This window comes from Pseudomonas sp. Z1-12, assembly GCF_051132015.1.
Classification (GTDB): Bacteria; Pseudomonadota; Gammaproteobacteria; order Pseudomonadales; family Pseudomonadaceae; genus Aquipseudomonas; species Aquipseudomonas zanjanensis.
In genome coordinates, this window is the sequence record NZ_CP071647.1 from 1,635,425 (window position 1) to 1,653,505 (window position 18,081).

16 protein-coding genes and 1 pseudogene are annotated in these 18,081 nt (G+C 50.3%); 6 read left to right on the top strand and 11 right to left on the bottom strand.

All coding sequences use genetic code 11. The features are described 5' to 3' along the window. Positions 1 to 681: 681 nt before the first annotated feature. From J3P85_RS07370 to J3P85_RS07385, 4 genes are all read right to left on the bottom strand, one after another. Entirely contained in the window at positions 682 to 2,622 is a 1,941-nt protein-coding gene (locus J3P85_RS07370; RefSeq protein WP_434603122.1) for a DUF3732 domain-containing protein, read from the bottom strand. After that, positions 2,619 to 3,104 (bottom strand): three component ABC system middle component, encoded by a 486-nt coding sequence (locus J3P85_RS07375; RefSeq protein ID WP_434603123.1) that lies wholly within the window; start codon positions 3,102 to 3,104, stop codon positions 2,619 to 2,621. The genes J3P85_RS07370 and J3P85_RS07375 overlap by 4 nt, the downstream gene beginning before the upstream one ends. Then, a complete protein-coding gene (locus tag J3P85_RS07380; RefSeq protein ID WP_434603124.1) occupies positions 3,101 to 4,312 on the bottom strand; it encodes an ABC-three component system protein in 1,212 nt (403 codons plus the stop codon). Before J3P85_RS07380 ends, J3P85_RS07375 begins: the two co-directional genes overlap by 4 nt. A gap of 200 nt (positions 4,313 to 4,512) precedes the next feature. Beyond that, a complete protein-coding gene (locus J3P85_RS07385) occupies positions 4,513 to 5,442 on the bottom strand; it encodes a hypothetical protein (protein ID WP_434603125.1) in 930 nt (309 codons plus the stop codon). Positions 5,443 to 6,265: 823 nt separating this feature from the next. Between J3P85_RS07385 and J3P85_RS07390 the strand changes: the two genes are divergently transcribed. The 6 genes and pseudogenes from J3P85_RS07390 to J3P85_RS07415 all read left to right on the top strand — a co-directional run bounded on the left by J3P85_RS07390 (position 6,266) and on the right by J3P85_RS07415 (position 11,550). Next, positions 6,266 to 9,010 carry a metallophosphoesterase gene (locus J3P85_RS07390; RefSeq protein WP_434603126.1) on the top strand — a complete coding sequence of 915 codons (2,745 nt, stop codon included), beginning with the start codon at positions 6,266 to 6,268 and terminating at the stop codon, positions 9,008 to 9,010. 231 nt (positions 9,011 to 9,241) lie between these two features. Continuing rightward, positions 9,242 to 9,514: pseudogene (locus J3P85_RS07395) on the top strand (restriction endonuclease); the annotation flags it as partial. A 140-nt stretch (positions 9,515 to 9,654) separates the two neighbouring features. Then, complete coding sequence (locus J3P85_RS07400; protein WP_434603127.1) at positions 9,655 to 10,188, top strand: hypothetical protein; 534 nt, start codon at positions 9,655 to 9,657, stop codon at positions 10,186 to 10,188. Then, complete coding sequence (locus J3P85_RS07405) at positions 10,181 to 10,582, top strand: hypothetical protein (protein ID WP_434603128.1); 402 nt, start codon at positions 10,181 to 10,183, stop codon at positions 10,580 to 10,582. The genes J3P85_RS07400 and J3P85_RS07405 overlap by 8 nt, the downstream gene beginning before the upstream one ends. Before the next feature lie 76 nt (positions 10,583 to 10,658). Further along, positions 10,659 to 11,027 (top strand): histone-like nucleoid-structuring protein, MvaT/MvaU family, encoded by a 369-nt coding sequence (locus J3P85_RS07410; RefSeq protein ID WP_122868601.1) that lies wholly within the window; start codon positions 10,659 to 10,661, stop codon positions 11,025 to 11,027. 55 nt (positions 11,028 to 11,082) lie between these two features. Then, complete coding sequence (locus J3P85_RS07415; protein ID WP_434603129.1) at positions 11,083 to 11,550, top strand: hypothetical protein; 468 nt, start codon at positions 11,083 to 11,085, stop codon at positions 11,548 to 11,550. A gap of 387 nt (positions 11,551 to 11,937) precedes the next feature. Here J3P85_RS07415 and J3P85_RS07420 read toward each other — a convergent pair whose 3' ends face one another. The 7 genes from J3P85_RS07420 to J3P85_RS07450 form a co-directional block, all read right to left on the bottom strand. After that, on the bottom strand, positions 11,938 to 12,129 hold the full coding sequence (locus J3P85_RS07420) for a hypothetical protein (protein ID WP_008438077.1): 192 nt from the start codon (positions 12,127 to 12,129) through the stop codon (positions 11,938 to 11,940). 226 nt (positions 12,130 to 12,355) lie between these two features. Continuing rightward, entirely contained in the window at positions 12,356 to 12,958 is a 603-nt protein-coding gene (locus J3P85_RS07425) for a hypothetical protein (protein ID WP_434603130.1), read from the bottom strand. Positions 12,959 to 12,968: 10 nt separating this feature from the next. Further along, entirely contained in the window at positions 12,969 to 13,271 is a 303-nt protein-coding gene (locus tag J3P85_RS07430; protein WP_434603131.1) for a hypothetical protein, read from the bottom strand. 271 nt (positions 13,272 to 13,542) lie between these two features. After that, positions 13,543 to 13,731: a hypothetical protein gene (locus J3P85_RS07435; protein ID WP_434705344.1), complete on the bottom strand. Its 189-nt coding sequence runs from the start codon at positions 13,729 to 13,731 to the stop codon at positions 13,543 to 13,545. Positions 13,732 to 13,782: 51 nt separating this feature from the next. Continuing rightward, on the bottom strand, positions 13,783 to 14,211 hold the full coding sequence (locus tag J3P85_RS07440) for a hypothetical protein (protein WP_434603132.1): 429 nt from the start codon (positions 14,209 to 14,211) through the stop codon (positions 13,783 to 13,785). Between the two features lie 8 nt (positions 14,212 to 14,219). Continuing rightward, on the bottom strand, positions 14,220 to 16,190 hold the full coding sequence (locus J3P85_RS07445) for a hypothetical protein (protein ID WP_434603133.1): 1,971 nt from the start codon (positions 16,188 to 16,190) through the stop codon (positions 14,220 to 14,222). Continuing rightward, positions 16,187 to 18,079 carry a hypothetical protein gene (locus J3P85_RS07450; protein ID WP_434705345.1) on the bottom strand — a complete coding sequence of 631 codons (1,893 nt, stop codon included), beginning with the start codon at positions 18,077 to 18,079 and terminating at the stop codon, positions 16,187 to 16,189. The genes J3P85_RS07445 and J3P85_RS07450 overlap by 4 nt, the downstream gene beginning before the upstream one ends. Between the last annotated feature and the right edge of the window lie 2 nt (positions 18,080 to 18,081).

Here is an 18,081-nt window from a genome sequence, read left to right on the forward strand (position 1 = left end):
GGCTAGGCAGGGGATGGGTATGGAACGTCCGGTCGAACTGGTTCCAGTCCATGCTCAGCAGCCCTTGGACTGCCGGGATAAACGCTCAGAGAATAACCGCTTAGGGCGGTTCAATAAGTCTGGCGAAGGTTGTCCGGCTCCTCCCTCCGGTTTATGCGCCCCGTGCTGTCAGTGGTAAAGGCTCGATTGTTCCAGTTACTGCGAACCGCATCCCGGCGATCTCGAGTTTTTCGGCGATGGCCGTCTTGTCAAAGTCCATGGCTTTAAGCTCTCTAATGACGTCCGCATTTCGAGGTCGCGTGGGCGGTCGCGGTATGGAGGTTCACCTTCGCGGCTGTGAGGTACGATGGCTTCCTATGCGAACAAGGGGGCTAGACGCTCGCATCATAGCGGCCCTTTATCGTCGACTGACTGACTACCGGTCGGAATCGAGGCACTGAAAACGGATGATGATCTCCGTACGCGTGGGCAGGTGCCGAAGACTTTTTTTCAAGTACACGGTAGGTCGCGATGTCGGATCGATATGGGCAAGCGGGGCGCGCGGCGTGCAGTATGGAAGCCCGAAGGGCCGAGACGCAGGCGTTCCAAGGCTCGGTTCACGAAGGCACGTACCAGTAACGCCTTTGCGTTATCCGCAGTTAAAAATGGAAATCTTCGGAAACAGCACTCAGTCGACTGTTTTCACTGCTCAGATCGCTGCGGCCAGTCCATTGGGATCAATGCATTCCCAGAGGTGCGAGTCCATCGTTCCCTTGTCGCACCCACATAGCGGGGATCATCAGCGAAGTAGGCGTGTTCGATCAGCAGTACCTGGAGATCCTTCTGAGCCGCCGTTTCATTGAATAAAAAATTGATGTGCTTGCGCATTGCGAGAATTTCTTCGTCTTCACCTGTGAGGAAGGTTTCATCTTCACCACGAGTCGGGTAGTAGGGGCGGCTTATCTGATCGAAAGCCAGGAAGCCAGGTACTGGCGCTCCAACGTCCTTGAAGAACGATTGCAAGGCAAAGGTGAGGGCAACATGAATAGCCAGGCAGTTTTCATCGGAGCCTAGGTCTATCATTCGCAGGACGGCATTCTGTCCACGTTCGATGACCGCTACCTCGGGTGGACGAGCATAAAATTCAATGTCCACATCAACGCATGGCTCTTTGGTCGGCAGATAAACGATTGATTTCGTCATTCTCTCCGAGACCTTGCGTTGAGCCCTATCCAATAGCACCTTCCTGGCAGCATGGTCGACTTTCGCTTCCAGCTCTTCAATCTGAGAGCGCAGCACATCAAGGCTAACTGCGGCTGGCCGTTCAGCAGGGCTGAGCTCAAGAAATAATGAGACTTTTCCTAGCAGGTTCGCCCGATAAGTCGAAGCCGACTCAAACCTTTTATTTTCTTCATTTTGCCGCACCCATGTTGCGATCCGCTCGTTCACTGCCTTGAGATCGGCATTGATGCCTTTGAGCTCGTCATGAAGCACTTGGTCATGCTCCACGAGTCGTGGCTTTACGCTTTCCACAGCAACACTTTCTGAGCGGATGATCTGGAGGGTGGCCTGCAAAGCACCTGCTATTGACCGTCCCTTCTGGGAAGGCGAGTCACAAACAGGGCACACTTCGCCGATCTTCCGGATGTGTTCTGAAATCTCCAGCTTTTCGTATTGGCGCTGTACTGTGCCTCTAAATTCCTCCATTTCAGTTAGCGCGGTCTGAGTTGCGCGTACTCTGCGACGTTGATAATCCAACAGGTTCAGCAGCCTTTTCCGCTCAGCGTATAACGCTGGCAGTTCGTTTTCGTCAGGATTGACCGAGCGACTGGCTGAGCTTCTGCGAGCTGCAACAAGGGCGGTCTTGAGTTCTTCGTCCGTAGCTTGACTGTCCGGGAGAGCGCTGATCATGCCGCATCGCTGAGCATCCATCAAAAGCCGCATTGCCACTGTCCTGAACTCACTGTCGGTCGCTTTCTGGGTACGTTGACGGCGCTCTTCCCTGTCATACCGTTGGCGCAGCTCACGGAGCTTCCGTTCATGGATCACGGACTCTTCGTTTACCACACGGAGAAAATAAGGCATCGTTTCAATTATGCCCTTTGCTTCGTCTGCCTGATCTAGGCCGTGGAGTAACGCCTTCTCGTTGTTGATGACTTCTTTGGTCACAAACATATAGGCAGTGGCGTGGCGCACTGAAGCTCTCCAGCGCTGCACACCAGCTTCATACGAGTCTCCAGCAAGATCCCCAATTCCAAACGCTCGCTCAATGAGTGCCCTCGCTGACTTGAGCGTGGTAGCGCCTTCGAACTCACTGATCTTCCGAGGGAGCGGTAGGTCTCTGCCGGTGCTGACAAACATACTCCCACTACTCTTCTGAGTGAGTGGTGGAATGATGCGTCCCGTGATCATTTCAGCGCTATCGGAGATCCATTTGACTCCAACCGCGATGCTGTGACGGCGCACATACGCCGCGAGTTCGCACTCGCTCGATCCTAAGCAGTAATCGATAGCCTTGATCAGCGTCGATTTTCCAGTACCGGAGGCGCCAGTGATGATGTTCACGCCAGGCTCTAGTGTGATTGTTCTCAGTCGACCTTCTTCCCCAAGGAAAAAGATGCTCGCAATGTTCCAGCGATTCATACGGTCAACCCCATCATGTTGAGTGTAGTGCGGGTGCTTCCCGCCATTGCCATCCAATATCCCAGTGAGCGGGCACGTTTGAAGGCATTCAAATTACGAGAGCTGAGCCGATTGATCGCGCTCTTATTCGTGGACTTCGGCCCTGCTGACAAAAGGCCTTGCTCATTGATACTGAAGAGCTTCGAAAAACAACCATATTGGATGGCTTCAGTAACGATGTCTGCCGAGCTATCGATGCGTTCGCGGAGGTCAATCTGGATGACCGGATTTCTCTGTAGCCACTCAAGAAGCCCTGTCAGGCGGTTAGTCCCCAGAAATGTTTTTTCCAGATTTCCTGACAGCGCAATCGGCAATGCTGCATAGCAGAGCAACATCTCCGGACTACTAGATTTTTCCTCTTCGTACGCCGATGTGAAGGTCGCGAGGATATAGGCACAGAACGCAGGATTCGTTTCAGCGTAGAGGTCGTGAGCGACTATCAAGACTCATCCTCCAGAAGTTTAATGTAGTCAGGGTGCCAACCCACTCGACGGTCTATCGAGAGAGTTTGGTAGGTGCCTCGTATGTAGAAGTGGCGACTCGGCGTAGAGATCGGTTCCACGTTCTTAGGCGCCTCGTCATAAGCCCACCTCAGAAGCTGGAGGCCACTCTCTCGCTTGATCGCTTCATCTTTATCCTCGCAGTCCAATGCCATCTGCTCATGCAGGTCAGACCAGTATTCGATCAGTCGGGAGTCGTATTTGGCGACCTTGAGCTTCATACTTGGGTTATCGGAAACCCAACTCGAGCGCTGTCCATGGGCTCGCCATTGATCTCGAGTGGAGCGTTTCAGGTCGACCTTACTGCCATTGACCAAAGCAATTTGCCGTTCAAGCATGCGGTGGGGCGAATGACCAGGAGGAAACATCGCGTCCTCAAACTCCCACGACAAGTTGTCCTCGACCAGATCGCTTTCGATCTCCATCAACATGTGCTGCAATTCGGTAAACGAAATTGCTCGGTCTCTCATACCGCACAGCGAATGTACAACCTGAAGTCCCCACCATTCGACAAGTCTCTTTGTCACACTGGGACGGTACTCGACAGGTGTCAATTTCAGCTGCTGAGCTATCAAGGCTTCGATCTGAGTGATATCAGGGCTGTTCGGGAATATCTCGATTTGCCTTAGCAAATTCAAACGATTCGAATCACTCAACGCCAAAAAGGCTTCACATCCTGGCGCTCGATCCACATAGGGGAGGGGCGTTTTGGTGGAGGTGGTACGTCGGTCAACGACTCGTTGTGCTTCTTCTGTCATTGCCATGAGAAGCGAGTGTCGATCAGTGTTTCCTTCACACAACGAAAGCAGAGGAGAGCCGTCCGGTATGACCCCAACAGCGATCAAATGGAATCTGGTCGACGCAAGAGACACACTCGGCAGCGTATCGATCCATGCCTTGATCGTCTTCCAAAGCGCCGTTGAGCTGAGTGAAATGGGAGGTGGGCGTTTAGAGAGAGAATGCTTGAGTTGAATGAGCAGGTGCTGGCCATTCACTTCCAATTGCACGTCATCGAGGCGTTCGATGGAAACTGCTGAATCATCCGTGGAATGTCGCAACAGCGACAGCAAGGCATAGTGGGCTTGGTAATAAAAGCCTAACGCGGAAGCGCCGGCTTCGTGCCCCGTTGAACCACTTGATAAATCGGCCACCGTTCCTTGGCTCCTGTTGAATTCAGTGGGGTCGTTACAGACGAACACGACGCATGGTAACAGAATGCCACTATTTTGGGGCTGAAAAGACTGAACGATGATTTCAGGCTGGTCGATTCCCTCGACGTTTTCGAAGCTACCCCGAGAGTCGGGATTTAGGGGGCCATATCGATATGATCAAGGCTCGTTTCGAGATGTGACTAGACAGCCCCAGAGGCAACCATCTGGTAGTAACTGAGATAAATTTGCCCGGTCTGCGCTGCGTGACGCTTTTTCCTGAGCAGCAAACTTACAAAGTCGATACGTTCCTCAAGCACGGCCATTAGGTCTCCTCCGTCAACCAGAAATATTGACGCTCCTCCAGCCTGGTGTGCAGCAACGCCATCCGAGGAAAAGCCGTTGATCGATAGAAATATCCCTAACGTGTTGTCCAGCTTGGTTCTCACCTTGTCGGTGAAAATTGCGAGATCACCCTTGTTGACTGGGCCTTTCTGCCATTTGGCCTCGAACAAATACTCAGTTCCGTCCAACGAAAAGGCTCCGTCGATTTGCTCTCCCTTATTTTTAAACGAGGCCTTTGGGTCAAGGTCGAACAGTTCAAACACTTCATACATTACGCGCTCCAGTTCGAAGCCGCGAGTTTGTGCATTGTCAGAGCCAATCAGAGCCAGATATCGTGTGTTTATGGCTTGGAGCTTCTGCCGTACAGCAGCGTTTTCACGGAGCTTTTTGGCGGCGACTTCTTGCCTGCGCTTAATCTCGTCCTGTTCTTTTTTGACGTCCTGATGTGGCTCTACCAATGATCTGAGCTGGTTGACTGCACTCCTAGCTTTTTCCACTTTCTGGTGGCCATCTTCCAAGCGTTGAAGATGAGAGAAGTCGGTAATTCTACAAAGCTCATAACAAATCTTCGTCAGATCACCCAGATGGGGTTCAGCATTAGCACACAAATAATCGACCACGTCCGAGGCAATCTGGCGCTTGTAGTTGTCCCAGTGAAACCGGTTAAGGATGGCTGGCGTGGAAAGACAAAGATGTAAAAATCCCCTGAGCTCCGATTTATACCAGTACACCGAACAGAGCGCCTCTTTGAGCGCCATCACCCCAGCAGGGGAAAGCTGTTTTGCCATGTGCATCACCTGGTTATGCAGATAGTCTATGTTTTCTTGCAGCCCTAAGTCCGGCTTCCAAGTTCTGTATCCGCAAGCTTAGCCGATGGTTTAGGTCATGGCGCGACACGCACTTGCATCGGGGGGGCAGGCGGAGAATTTGAGATTCAACTTCCGACAATTTAGGCTTTGATCATGATGGGGTGGAGTTCGCTTTGGCGGTCGCAAGCGGAGGGTATGGCGTGCAGGATGGAAGTCCAAAGGTTTGAGAAGCAGGCATTGCCAATGCTCGGTTTACGACAGACTTTTCCCGTAGGGGGGGCATGCACAAACATCGCCGCAATGGAATGCAGAGCTGATGAAGTTTAATGGAGAGAGTCCGATGTGTACGCCAGACGATAACGACACCGTGTATTGCGACGTTCAAATGCCCTGGGCGCAAGGTCTGATCTGCAGCTGAGCACACTCAGACAAATGCCCATGCGACTCTGAGCAGAGTCATTAAGCCTATGCAGGATGAGCTCAGACCTCAACCGATATCATTGAGATCGCCACCCTCTCGATACCGATCATGAACTTTCCAGCATAATGTCGGCCCATTTCTGAGGGCCGGCTCTGGTTCAGTAATTTTTCTGAGAACCACAGGGTCGTACGAGGCTTTTTTCATGCGGCGCTGCCTACGCAACTCACTTACCTCAGACCTGTAGACTGAACGCCGCCGGCCTCCGATAATGGCATTTCGACCAATCCTCAGCAATGGAGTGCTCATTCGGTGTCATCGACTGTCAGCTGGCTGCACCTATCCGACTTTCACACAGGCAAAGATGGTTATGAGGAGTCTGAAATGTTCTCCCGAATCATCCAGCACGTACGTCATAAACTAGCTAGCGGCTTCACGCCGGATTTTGTCTTCATAACTGGAGATGTAGCAGACAAAGGGGCATCCTCGCAGTACGAAAAGTTCTGCGATGAATTTTTGCAGCCGTTGCAAGAAGTGATCGGCGGAGATATTCACTCTAGAACTTTCATGGTTCCTGGTAATCATGACCTTGATCGAAAGGTGAACCACGCTTTTGATCGGGTCGAATTTGGGAAGCTACGTGAACGCTATTTTGACCCTACCACCGATGGTGCAGGCGCTAGAAAAATGCTCGTGGAACGCTTTCGAAGCTTCATCGACCATGATGTTACAGATAGGGCAGACGGATTTGCGGCCTCTCAAGGCGCATTTTCGGAGCGCGTTACCTTACGCGGTGTTGATGTAGGCGTTGTGGGGGTGAATACCGCCTGGCTATCTAGGGATGAGCACGATGAGGGCTTTTTGACTCTCGGCAAACCACTCTTAGAGACAGCTTTGCGTAAAGTCGATGGGAGCGAGCTAACGATAGTGTTGGGGCATCACCCAATCAGTTGGTTTGCCAAGGAACAGCAACGACCTATCAGATCTCTACTGGCCCATCAGAACTGCATTTACCTGCATGGACATCTCCACGATGCTTGGAGCGAGCCCAGCTATGGGGATGGTGACTTTTTTTTGGCAATCCAATCAGGCGCCGCTTTCCAGGCCCGGGAGGGGGATAGGTGGCGCAACGGCCTAGTGTGGGGAAAAGCGGATTTTTCGACGGGTATGGTCGGTTTGCAGTCCTATCATTGGAATACAAATCATCAAAATTGGACTTTGAATACCGATCCTTTTTCTGAATCCCACCGCGATGGTGAGTGGTGGAATTATCGGTTGCCCTCGTCTCTCAAACCGACTTCTGGAAAAGCAATGCAGCCAGAGCGCCAGTTACCTGGTGGTTGGGAGATTGTGCGTGGTGTCGATTTAGAACCGCATCTTGGTGCATTAGAGTCCGCGTCCGCCCTAGCTTTTTTTGACGGTGCCGTGCCCGACTGGTCGACCGCGCTTTCTAGGTCAATCCCACGGCGAGAAATTGTCGACAGACTCGTGGCACCCTTCAGAGCTCTGACCGATAACGATTTGTGCACTGTCACATTGCTAACCGCAGCTGGGTGTGAAGGTAAAACCACGGCATTGCTTCAGGCCGCGTTTGAAATAATCAAAGACGATCCTGAATGGTCGATATTACGGCGAAAAAATGATGTCCGCCCATTTGATATCATAGAGCTAACTCCATTTTTGTTAGCTGACGGTAAATGGTTAGTTGTGCTTGATGGTGCAGATCAAGCTGCGAAGGCTGTACACGCATTTGCGTCAAGTGACGTAGAGCTTGCTCAGGGAAAAGTGTCCTTTTTACTCGGAAGTCGTGATTCAGACTGGCTGGCGTGCGGAGCAGACAAACTCGCTTGGAAGGCCGCCTGCAGTTTTAAGCATGAACAACTTTCAGGATTGAGCTTGCATGACGCCTCGAAGATTGTCGATGCTTGGTCTCTACACGGTGATATGGGCCTTGGAGATCTTGCCAACACCGAAGCAAAGCACAGAGCGGAGCGGTTTCGGGATTTAGCGAAACTTGAAGCGAAAAGTAGTTCAGGGGGGAACTCAGGAGCGTTCTTCGGCGCTCTTCTCGGTGTCCGTCATGGAAGCGATCTGATTGATCATGCAAGAGCCATGTTGGATAAGCTCGAAACCATCGCCATTCCTTCTGGTGGAACCCTAAAAGACGCAATGGCGTTTATCTCAATCATGCATGCCGAAGGGCAGGATTATCTATCAATTCCAGTATTGGCGGGAGTTTTAGGATGTGATATTGGAAAGTTCCATGCGTTGGTTATTCGTCCCCTTGGCCAGGAGGCAGCGGCGACTACTACCTCGACCTGTGTCTATACGAGACATAAAAATATCGCGAAAGCGATTGTGAATGTACTTGAAAATGGCTATTTGGAGAATATAGCCGAGCATTTCAAGCAGTTGGTGAAAGCTGCGCTCGCTGCCCATCGGGAAGGTGGCTTTATCAAAGGCCTGCATTCGTGGCGATATGATCTCGCAGAGCATTTTTACACTAGCAATAGGCCGCTGCTCGCTGTTGAGATTGCGCAGGCGGTGTTTGAGGCGGAACCGAACGAGCCGAGGGTTATTACGAACCTTGCTTATCTGCATCGAGTGGCTAAAGAACCCCAGGATGCAGTTAGGATGTATCGGAAAGCGCACTTAGTAACTGAAAATCGCCCTTATTATAATGACTGGGCAGTGTCAGAGTCAGAATGTCGGAACTTCCTGGAAAGTACGATTCTCTCGGCTTATGCACTAAGCGATCAGTGTGCACCGAGCCGACCTGCAGTTAACGATGTTAAGGGCTATCTTTCTACCCTTGGTAAAGGGTTTAAGCAGCTATATAACGCCTACTTGGACAGTTCCTATAGAGAAGCAGACCACGCTGTCATGTCAATAAGATTGATTTTCGCCCCACAAAAGTTGAACAGCGAATTTAGGGAATTCAGGTCAAGGGTTGAAAAACGCCGCGCGAATGAATATGACCTCGCTAAAGCGATTCACCTTATAGGTGTCGGAGTCCGAACAGCATTAGAAGGCGGAGCACACCCCTCTGTGACAGATGCAGTGCTAACTCGTGGCAAATTTACATTTTCTGGGCTGGAAACGTTGTCTCGTAATAAAAGCGAGGGATAGGATTTTCCATGTCACAGTAAGATCTGCGGTGGGCTGTTCGTGAGCCTGTCGCAGTTCACCAAGCTAAGTTCTCAGCGGCGGTTCTAAGTGCATTGCGAGTCTGTGAATTTCGATTCAGGGAAAGCTCGCCGTCTCACCTCCCATGGGCTACTACAATTCGCCGATACCTTGAACCGTTTCCCGCATCAACACTTCGAAGCTAGCAGCAGGCTGATTACCTAATTCTGACGCAAGCTACTGCAGACCATCGTCTTCAACTCTTCCTACTTGGGATGTCTCAAGAAAAACGACTGGCCACATTCGCACTGACCTGGCCGACACCTTGCCCTCTTGGATTGAAGATGCCAGCTCAACGTTTAGGTCTGCCTTGGTCATGTTCTGCTCATCACCATGTAGCTGGTGGATGCCATGGAAGGGTTTCAATTCGAAGCCTCTCTGGTTGAGATTTTTCAAACCATCGGCTACGACATGAAAGAAGCCAAAAAGACGGCTAACCATCGCGCGTCGCCCGAAGATGGATTGGCGTAGTACCTGGCAAGCCTCCCTTGCTTTGAGCGCAGGCGTAGGCTCGTTAGGGCAATCGGTTAAAGTCATAAAAGAAACCAGCCGGCTTTGATCGTTTTACCAAAGGTACACTGGCACGCATGAACCAGATACTCACAGGGGAGGAGGGGATGAAGGCATTTTTGGACTGCGAATCCACTCAGCTTAACCGAGACACGAAGTTGATTTCGCTGGCACTCGTGTCCGAGGCCGGCCACGAATTCTACGTCGAGCTCACTGATACCTACCAAGTGGCAGACTGCAGCGACTTCGTGATCCAGAACGTCCTGTCTCAGCTCAACCTCCCTGAACATGGGAAACCCCTGGTCGAAGCTCAAACCTCACTGCTCGCTTTCCTTAGCGACCTTGAAGGCCCGCTCGAAATTTGCTCGGACGCTCCGGACTGGGACTGGGATCTCTTCTGCCAATTGGCCTACGTAAATCATCGTTGGCCAGCTAACGTTGCCAATCGTCCAACCAACCTGATCCTGCTATTCAGGCATCTCGAAGCGGATGATATCGGCAACGTGACGCTCCCGGAACTTCCACATCACGCGCTGCTGGATGCTCGCCTCTTAGCCGACCTTTATCGTCGACTGACTGCCGGTTCCAATCGAGGCGCTGAACATGGCTGATGATCTTCGTACGCTTGAGTCTGTTAGGCGCAAAGCCCTCTGGACACTCTCGCACCTGGTGCCGGGCAACCCACAAGCTGTCGCTATTTTGAATGTGCTTGACGATATTGAAGACCAAGAGCGCGTCGACTTAAACCAGAGTCATCCACATCTCGATATTGATGCTGTCCGCAAAGCAGTCCTGATTGAGCGCCACAGTTCCGGTATCAACATCGTTGACGAGGCCAGTATTCCCCAGCCGTGGCGTGAGCGTTTTCTTCAAGCGAGCATCGGCTCGACGCGCCTGATCGATGCCCCATACGCCCGTGATTGGGAAAAATTCCTGGCTCAATGGCAGGTTGAAATGCAGCACTTGGCTGCCCACAAGATTGCAAGACGAGCGCGTCAGCGTTAAGCATCGGGCGCACCTGCGATTGTCTACCTTTGATGGCGCTGACTATACTGCTGTCACTAACTACCTGAGGTCTTACATGTCCCGTCTCGCTGAATTCCGCGCGCTTGAACAGCAGCTTGCTGCCCAATTGGCAGAGCTTGAAACACTGAAAAACGATGATGGCCTGAAGCGTGAGATCGAGTTCGAGAAGAAGCTCCGCGATCTTCTGGGCGAGTATGGCTACAGCCTGCGCAACATCGTCGCGATTCTCGATCCGCAATCTTCTAGCCGCCGCGCTCCTGCAGTCGCTGAGACCAAGGGTGTCCGCAAGGCTCGCGCCGTCAAGGTTTACAAGAACCCTCACTCAGGTGAAGTGGTTGAGACCAAGGGTGGCAATCACAAAGTGCTGAAGGAATGGAAAGCCGAACATGGCTCCGATACGGTCGAGAGCTGGCTGGCCCAGTAAAATCTGTTGAGTACAAATGGAGGGCCCTGCGGGCCCTTCTTTATGGGGATAGGAAATGCTTCGTTCAGCAGCGCTTGAGTTGGCAACGAGCTTCAGGTTGGCAGTCGAGATGGTCGTACAGACCGACGATGTCCCCATGCACATTCAAGGTTTCCCACGCGGATGCTGCGGAATCATTTCTGAGCTCATGGGCGACTATTTGAACACCGTAGGACTTGGCGAATTCTTCTATGTTTGCGGGATGAAGGACGGCGCTTCACATGCTTGGCTTGAAGTCGATGGACTGATCGTCGACATCACCGGAGATCAATTCCCTGACCGACCTAGTATCTATGTCGACACACCAGACGCTTGGTACGGCGAATGGGAGGAGGACATCAAGCACTTGGCGGTTCATGAACCCTCTGCATTCTTCTATGGGGAAGAGCGCCGTTTCCTAGAACGGGTGCTGGCGCAGCTCAATAGCCGTGAATCCACATCAGATCAATCGCAATCGATCCGTTCTTTCAGAGCGGTGAACTAGCAGCACTCATCGCTAACGTTGAGCCCATCGCCGAGGAGCTAGGCAAAAAGTCGATGCACCTGCGTTGCAGAGATCAGTACGTAGACTTTTTCAGGGATCAGGGTTATCGATATATCCAGGCGATGACTTCCGACGAGATCAGCACTTGGCATGAGATGGGAATCAAAAAGAGGTGGGATTGATCACTGGAGTCCATCGCGCGTGCGGCTCAATCGAATGACTGCGTGAGCTCCGCGTGGGTAAGCCACGCAGTTGACTCGGGACGGTAAGCCACTGACGTGGGCGCCATGGTTTCAGTGAGTCGAGCTTACTCGGTCACCTTTTTTTGCCGTTCTGAAAGCATGCTAAATGGCGGAGGCTGCAAGCAGGTTGCCTTACACGCTACCGTTATTTGTGAACCAGGTCTTTGTATAACTCACGGGCTGCAAGGATCTGATCCCTGAGTTCTTCCGGGTCGATTCTCATGCCGCCTCGTGGTGTCACCTGCAGTGTCTTCAGGCCGTTCGCAGCTTTGATGAAATCTCGTTCTTCCGCTTGAACCCATTCAGGGCGTTTGTCCTTCCAAAATGACCATGCCATTTCGCCTAGCCTCACTCCACGATGGATGGAAGCTAGTATGTGGTAGCCGCAGGGAATGTCCAAGCTAGGTGGTGACTTTGATCATCATGCAAGCGGAGCGCGCAGACCAGGAGGGTCAAAGGGCATGAGGATGGAAGCCCGGAGGGCCAAGACCTGTCGTAGACAGGGCTTGGTTAACGACAGCCGTCCCTGCTAGGGCATGCCACGACAACCGTAGTGTCGAATACTACCTCAAGGCGCGCTGTTCAAATGACCGAGGAACAACCCCCTGCGCGCAAAGATCATACGTTTTGCGTAATGCTACCTCATCGCCAGAAGACACCCTCGCGTGGGTAAAGATCGTCGACAGAAAGCGTTTCCTTTCGCCGTTGCCGAGCTCAGACCAAATCCTCGGCTGCCCTTGTGCATCAGGGATCGCCAGCCGGTCGAGGAGATACTCTTCCAGGCTGTGCAGACGTTGCTGACCATCGACCAGAATCTCGCTGTTCTCCGCCAATACCCTGCCAGTGCTCGCCGGCTCGCACCAATCGTTTGTAAGGTAGCTTCCCAAGTCTGCCCCTGACCAAACAGCGCTAATAAAACGAGCCTGCTGGCCTACGTTCCACTCCAATCCGCGCGCCCACTTGGGTACGGGCATACCCATGACAAATCGTCCAGCCCATGGAAACCTATCGTGAGCGGAGGAGGAGTCAACCAGATACATTTCCCAGTGACTTACCAGAACATCAATTGGGTAATGACTGACGGTTGTAGCCAGAACCCGCTGCGGCATCTGGATGCGTAATTCAGACGGTTCGTCGTCGGCATAGCGTTGAAAAATAGAAGTCATGATTTCCTGGCTAGCTCAGGTTGGTCGAAGTATTCGGATAAGTACGGGCGCATCGCCATGCATCCACCGTTGCAATGATCAGCAGATCCCGATCTGTGGAGGTATAAATCTGGCCGCTATCGGCCAAAGCATGCGCATAGCCCTCGGCATAGGCTGCCGCCTTGTTGAATTCAGATGTGCAGACTGAGGATTCGATGTGCCTGATCAGCCGCTGCCATGTGCGCCGTTGGCGGTTGCCGATAATCGTGTAGGGGAACGATAAGGCGCTGTTCAGGCGCTGTGCGAAGTCATCTGTCGAAGAGGTCAAAGCCATTGCTCGAAAAAAGGTGCTTACCTATGACAAACGGTTTGTTTTAGAAAACCTTGAGCCTGATGCGATTTTTTTGTAAAAGGCCGGTGAATTAGGTTTCAGCCCGGGACAAGTGACCAGGTGAAGGTAGGAGAGCGCTGTTTTTCTCCCAATGATTAGTGCCTTGGAAATAATCAGCTCAATCATAAACTGCGAATATTCTCATAGTTTTGATTCCTTCAAGCGGGGATCAAATATCCCCGCCCAAGAAAACGGCCTGTTAAGGCAGCTCAGTTTAGGAGCGATCTTTTGAAAATAAGCAGTTTGCTGATTCTTTATTGGGGTCTTCAAGAGCCCGAGCACTGTTGAAGCATCCTCCAATCTTTCCCTTTGAATAATACTCAGTCATTACCTGCACAGAGTGTGAGCGGATCATCTTCATGACAACGGCAGGTGGAATAGTGTGTGCTTTGTGGTCTTCCATTTTCTTGCTCCATTAGCGTGGGGGGTTATAATAGGTGTCGCTGTATTGGCTTCAGTGGTCGACAAGCGAGCTGTTAGGCACAAAGTCAATAATGTTCGTATGCTTTTTCCACCGCTGCTCATAATCGTCAATTTGATCGAGAAGAAACAATTCACGGGCTAGAGCGGCTTTCCACAGTTCCTCAAGACGCTCGGATTCACTACGGAGCTGTGCGATTCGGGCTTTCAGTTCTTGCGTTTGTCCTTTTTTCCTATCGTTTTTTTCTTTCTGAGCTGCTGCATAGTGGTCGATATCGTTAATGAGATGCTCGTAGATTTCACGATCACTTTTGATCAGGCTTGGGTCTTTGCCGGCTTCAAGGGCGACAGCGCTCCGTGAGATCTTGGTGCCTTTCGGTACGCGCTCCGGGGTGCTGGCGACCAGGCGGAGTAGGGCATCATAAAGATCTTTTAGGCCTGCGCCTTTAATGTTGGTTTTCATAAATATGTCTAGTTTAAGTGGCTGAGGATTACTTCATAGTCCTGGATGTTTCGCTGCTCCATCCTGAACTCGAAGGATTTTGGGTCTAGATCCATGAGATCAATATGGGCGTGCTCAATTACGGACTTAACATTGCTCGCCTTGAGTACGGAACTAGCGCACCCGAAGCAATTGACGAAATTACCATGTGCACGTTCGTTGCAAGGTTTGCTACTTGCACACCCACCCAGCGGGGTTGGTTGATAAGAAATAAGGCCTTTCTTCGCTTTCTGCATGGTTTCTTCGGCAGTTTGTCGGTAGATAATCCTGTTAGGGTCATTCGCTTTGCTCATCGGGGTTACGCGTTCGCCATGTCCACCATGTAGCTTCTCGGTCGAATACAAAACTTCATTGAGGTACGAAATCCACTGGGCGTCATTCATGGCGTTTTTAAATTCTTTTGCAAGCTCTGGGCTTTTCAGCTTCATGTTGTACCCACCTGCAGAACAGCCGCGCTGGTAGTAGATGCTCATAGATTCGGTAAGATGAGTCAGGAGCCTTTTGAGCTCGGGTATATCTAGCACTTGGCTTTGGGCGCCAAATACGGCCATGGTTCTGCGGAATTGGTGGGAGGCAATTTTCCACGGTTTACCTACCTTGTATTTCGGATCTGAACGCCAGTCTGCAAGTGGGTCAATTGCTTCCAGTTCAAGGATGTCAGCTTCTTCAATGAGAATTTTAGGTAGATATTTATCATATCTCGCAGAATTTCTGGGTATAACAGTCTTTCCGGGTTTGGTTTGGCTGAATGGCAGAAAGGCAGGTGTCAAAATCAAGCATTCAGCTCCAGGCGTGTTTTCGGGGACGTATGGGGTTATTATGCTTTTGATCAGCTTCAGAGCGTTGATTGGTTCAGTAATAAGCTCGTTTGCAATCCAAGCAGTATCCTTAACGGAACCTGTTAATTTTGTTGAGACTCCCATCATGTATAATCCCTTAGAGTTCCATCCCTCTGCGGGTTGAACGCATTCATCCTCTAGTAATTTAGCTTCATGATCTCTGACCAATGTATAAATGTGAACAAGGCACTTCGCGCTGTGTTGGGCGACATGCAAATGTGTGCAAATTCTTGCGGCGCAAGAAATTCCGTATCTTTTAGAATACTCTTGAAGGTCGTGATCAATCAGAGCTTGAATGAAGTTTGTTCGGGGCTTTTCCGCCTCTAATCCGCACTCGGGGCGACTTTTCGACCTGCTGGCCTTGCTGGCGTCGCGGCCATAGCAAGGGTCGCTTGCTAGTTTATGGGTCAGAGACTGAATGTTTTCGAAGTTCTCGATAAAATCATGAATAAGGCTGTTGTACTGATGATACTTTGCATGAAGGATTCGGCTTGGTATAACAGGGGTTTGCTTTCCGCCTGTACATCTCACGTTATGGGCTTTCTTGAAGTCTTCAAAAAGCTTGTGATGCGGTTCTAGTTTAAGTGAGTTATCAGTAAGCTTCAGGTAGTCCCTAATCACGACAGACAATGCAGATGCATATTTTTCGCCAATTTCCGTAATAAACTCAATGTTGCTAGGGGAAGATATGAGTTCTTGGATTGTTATGTTGCGTTTGTCGGCGCTCCTTGATATCGCTTTTAGCGCCTTGTAGGATTGATAGATGGTAGAGATTCTTAGTTCTCGACCAGCATGGCTCAACGAGAATATGTAGGTGGCAAGCAGTAGTTGGGATGTTTCTAAGTTGTTTGCGTTAAATTTCGCTGAATTGATAAATTGCTCAAAGCTAAAGTCGGTGGAATCCGTGGGTACTAAGCGCAGTTGCGGAAAATCCCAGTGCAGATTTTTTAGAAAGATTGGCTGGCCATTTTGGTCGTGGCTTATAATGCAATCACCATTGAGGTCGTTGAGATTCATCCCAATATGAGCAGTAATGCTTTTGTTTTGATCAGCGCTTTGCGCACATGTTGGTTCTGAATAAATGGGTTGAAGGTTTTTCATGATACTACCTTTAATCGTACCAAGCGCTCTAGGTGGCGCTGCCAGTAATTGGTGAGGCTATTGCTGTCGTAGACGTCTTTTCGCAAGTCTTCCAGCTTTTTCTGAAGTGAAGGGTTGACGGATAGCATCTCTTTCAAAATTCGGTCTATTTGCTGCAGTGTTGGGCCATGTATCTTCTCGAAATGTTCAAGGCTAGAACTGGCATGTATCATTTGTTTGGTAACATATTCGAAGCTCAGTAGCTTCCAGGCGTCTTCATCATTTGCGTGGACTTTATGGTGAACGCAATTCAAACACCCTGCTTCGCTTTTGCAATTCGGTTCGGAGGTGATTTGAGTGTCGTTTTTTTTCTTTGGGAAACTCTCACCATTACAACCGCCCACAGGGGTAGAGCATTGGTGTGGGTTGTTAAAAAACTCATTGACCACTGCATTGAATTTGCCAATTTGATCAACTGCGTTTTTTTCGTTCGCTTTTAAATAGTTTTTTCTTTGGGTTCTTTCGCTATGGCCTAGAAGGATCCTAGATGCTTCATGACCGTGATTTTTTGCCGTATAGTTATCTTTGTAATTCCTGTAGTTATTGTAGCTAAGGAAAGGCACGTCCGGGTCAATTAGGCGGGTCAAGCTTACATTGAGTCGACTTAAGATATTGGTGTCCATGATTCTATAGTTGTACTTGCTGTTACCGTTGAATCCAATGAAAAGATAAGGATGGTCAATTCCTTCGCAGAGAAAACCTCTTAGTTCAACAAATTTCTTGAAATGCTTGATGAATTCGACCTTGATCCTGACAGTAATAGTTTTGTTGTTTGCCCGGAATTTGAGCGTTCTCATGCCGATCTCTTCATCCTTGATGATTTCGTAATTCGGATCCCAAGGCAGTTCTCGCAGTGGGGACTCATTGATCCCCGTATTTGCTACAAACATAGCTACGAAGCAATTGTGCGCGTACCGCCCCAATCTGACGCGATATTCATTGTCTTTTGTAGAGTTTGCTACAGATAGCCTTGAGGCATAGGCCTTGAGTGCCTTGTTGTGAGCTTTGGTACAGAAATTAGAGGAGCGGGCTTTGTACTCTTCTAGAGTACGCATCCTGCCCTCACTATAATCAATGGTCACTGAAGCAGCGGAGTGGGCACCGTCTTTTGAAAGAATTTTGCTTGTTATTATTGGATATTTAATGTCCGGCATAATCCAAGCGAAGTCTTGATTCAACTTTATCGCGTACGGTAGATTAGCATTCTTTAACAAAAGATCAGTTAGACCTACGAATACTGGTTCGCATATTTGAAGGTGACGCTTCACCGACTCTTCACTAGGAGGTTCAGCCGTTTTTGTTTGTTTCTTTCTAGGTTGTCGAACTAACGGAGTTTTCGCGAGCAAGTAAACTTCTTCAGGAAACATTTGTTGCCCGAACGTTTTGCATGCTGTTTGTATGCGCTTGCGTGTTCTGTATGCCCTATGGTCGCTGTTAAGGTGCGCCGTGAATTCCGCTAGTGCCTCATAGTAAAGCTCAGGCGATTCAAGGAAATTAAACCAGCCGTTGGCTTCGCACCAACTAGCCATGCCTGCCCAGTCATTTACAGCGCTGTAACCAGAAGTGAGCGCTATTGACGTTAGACTTGCAGTGATTATGTGGCTAGCGAGTGTTTTTAGGTTGGCTAATCGCTTAGGTAGGCGGCTCGATAGATCAACTTCTTTCCACGCTCTTGCGCCAGTACGGCTGGCGAAGCACCAGGCCCCAAAATCAAAGGCATGTCGGTGATTGAAACGAATAATGATTGATTCGATTGGATTTGTTGCTAGCACATGTTGAGCGTCAGCTAGCAAAGTTGCATTGTTGATCTGAGCGTCCAAGCGGATCTCGCAGCGGCTCCGGTAGGGCATTT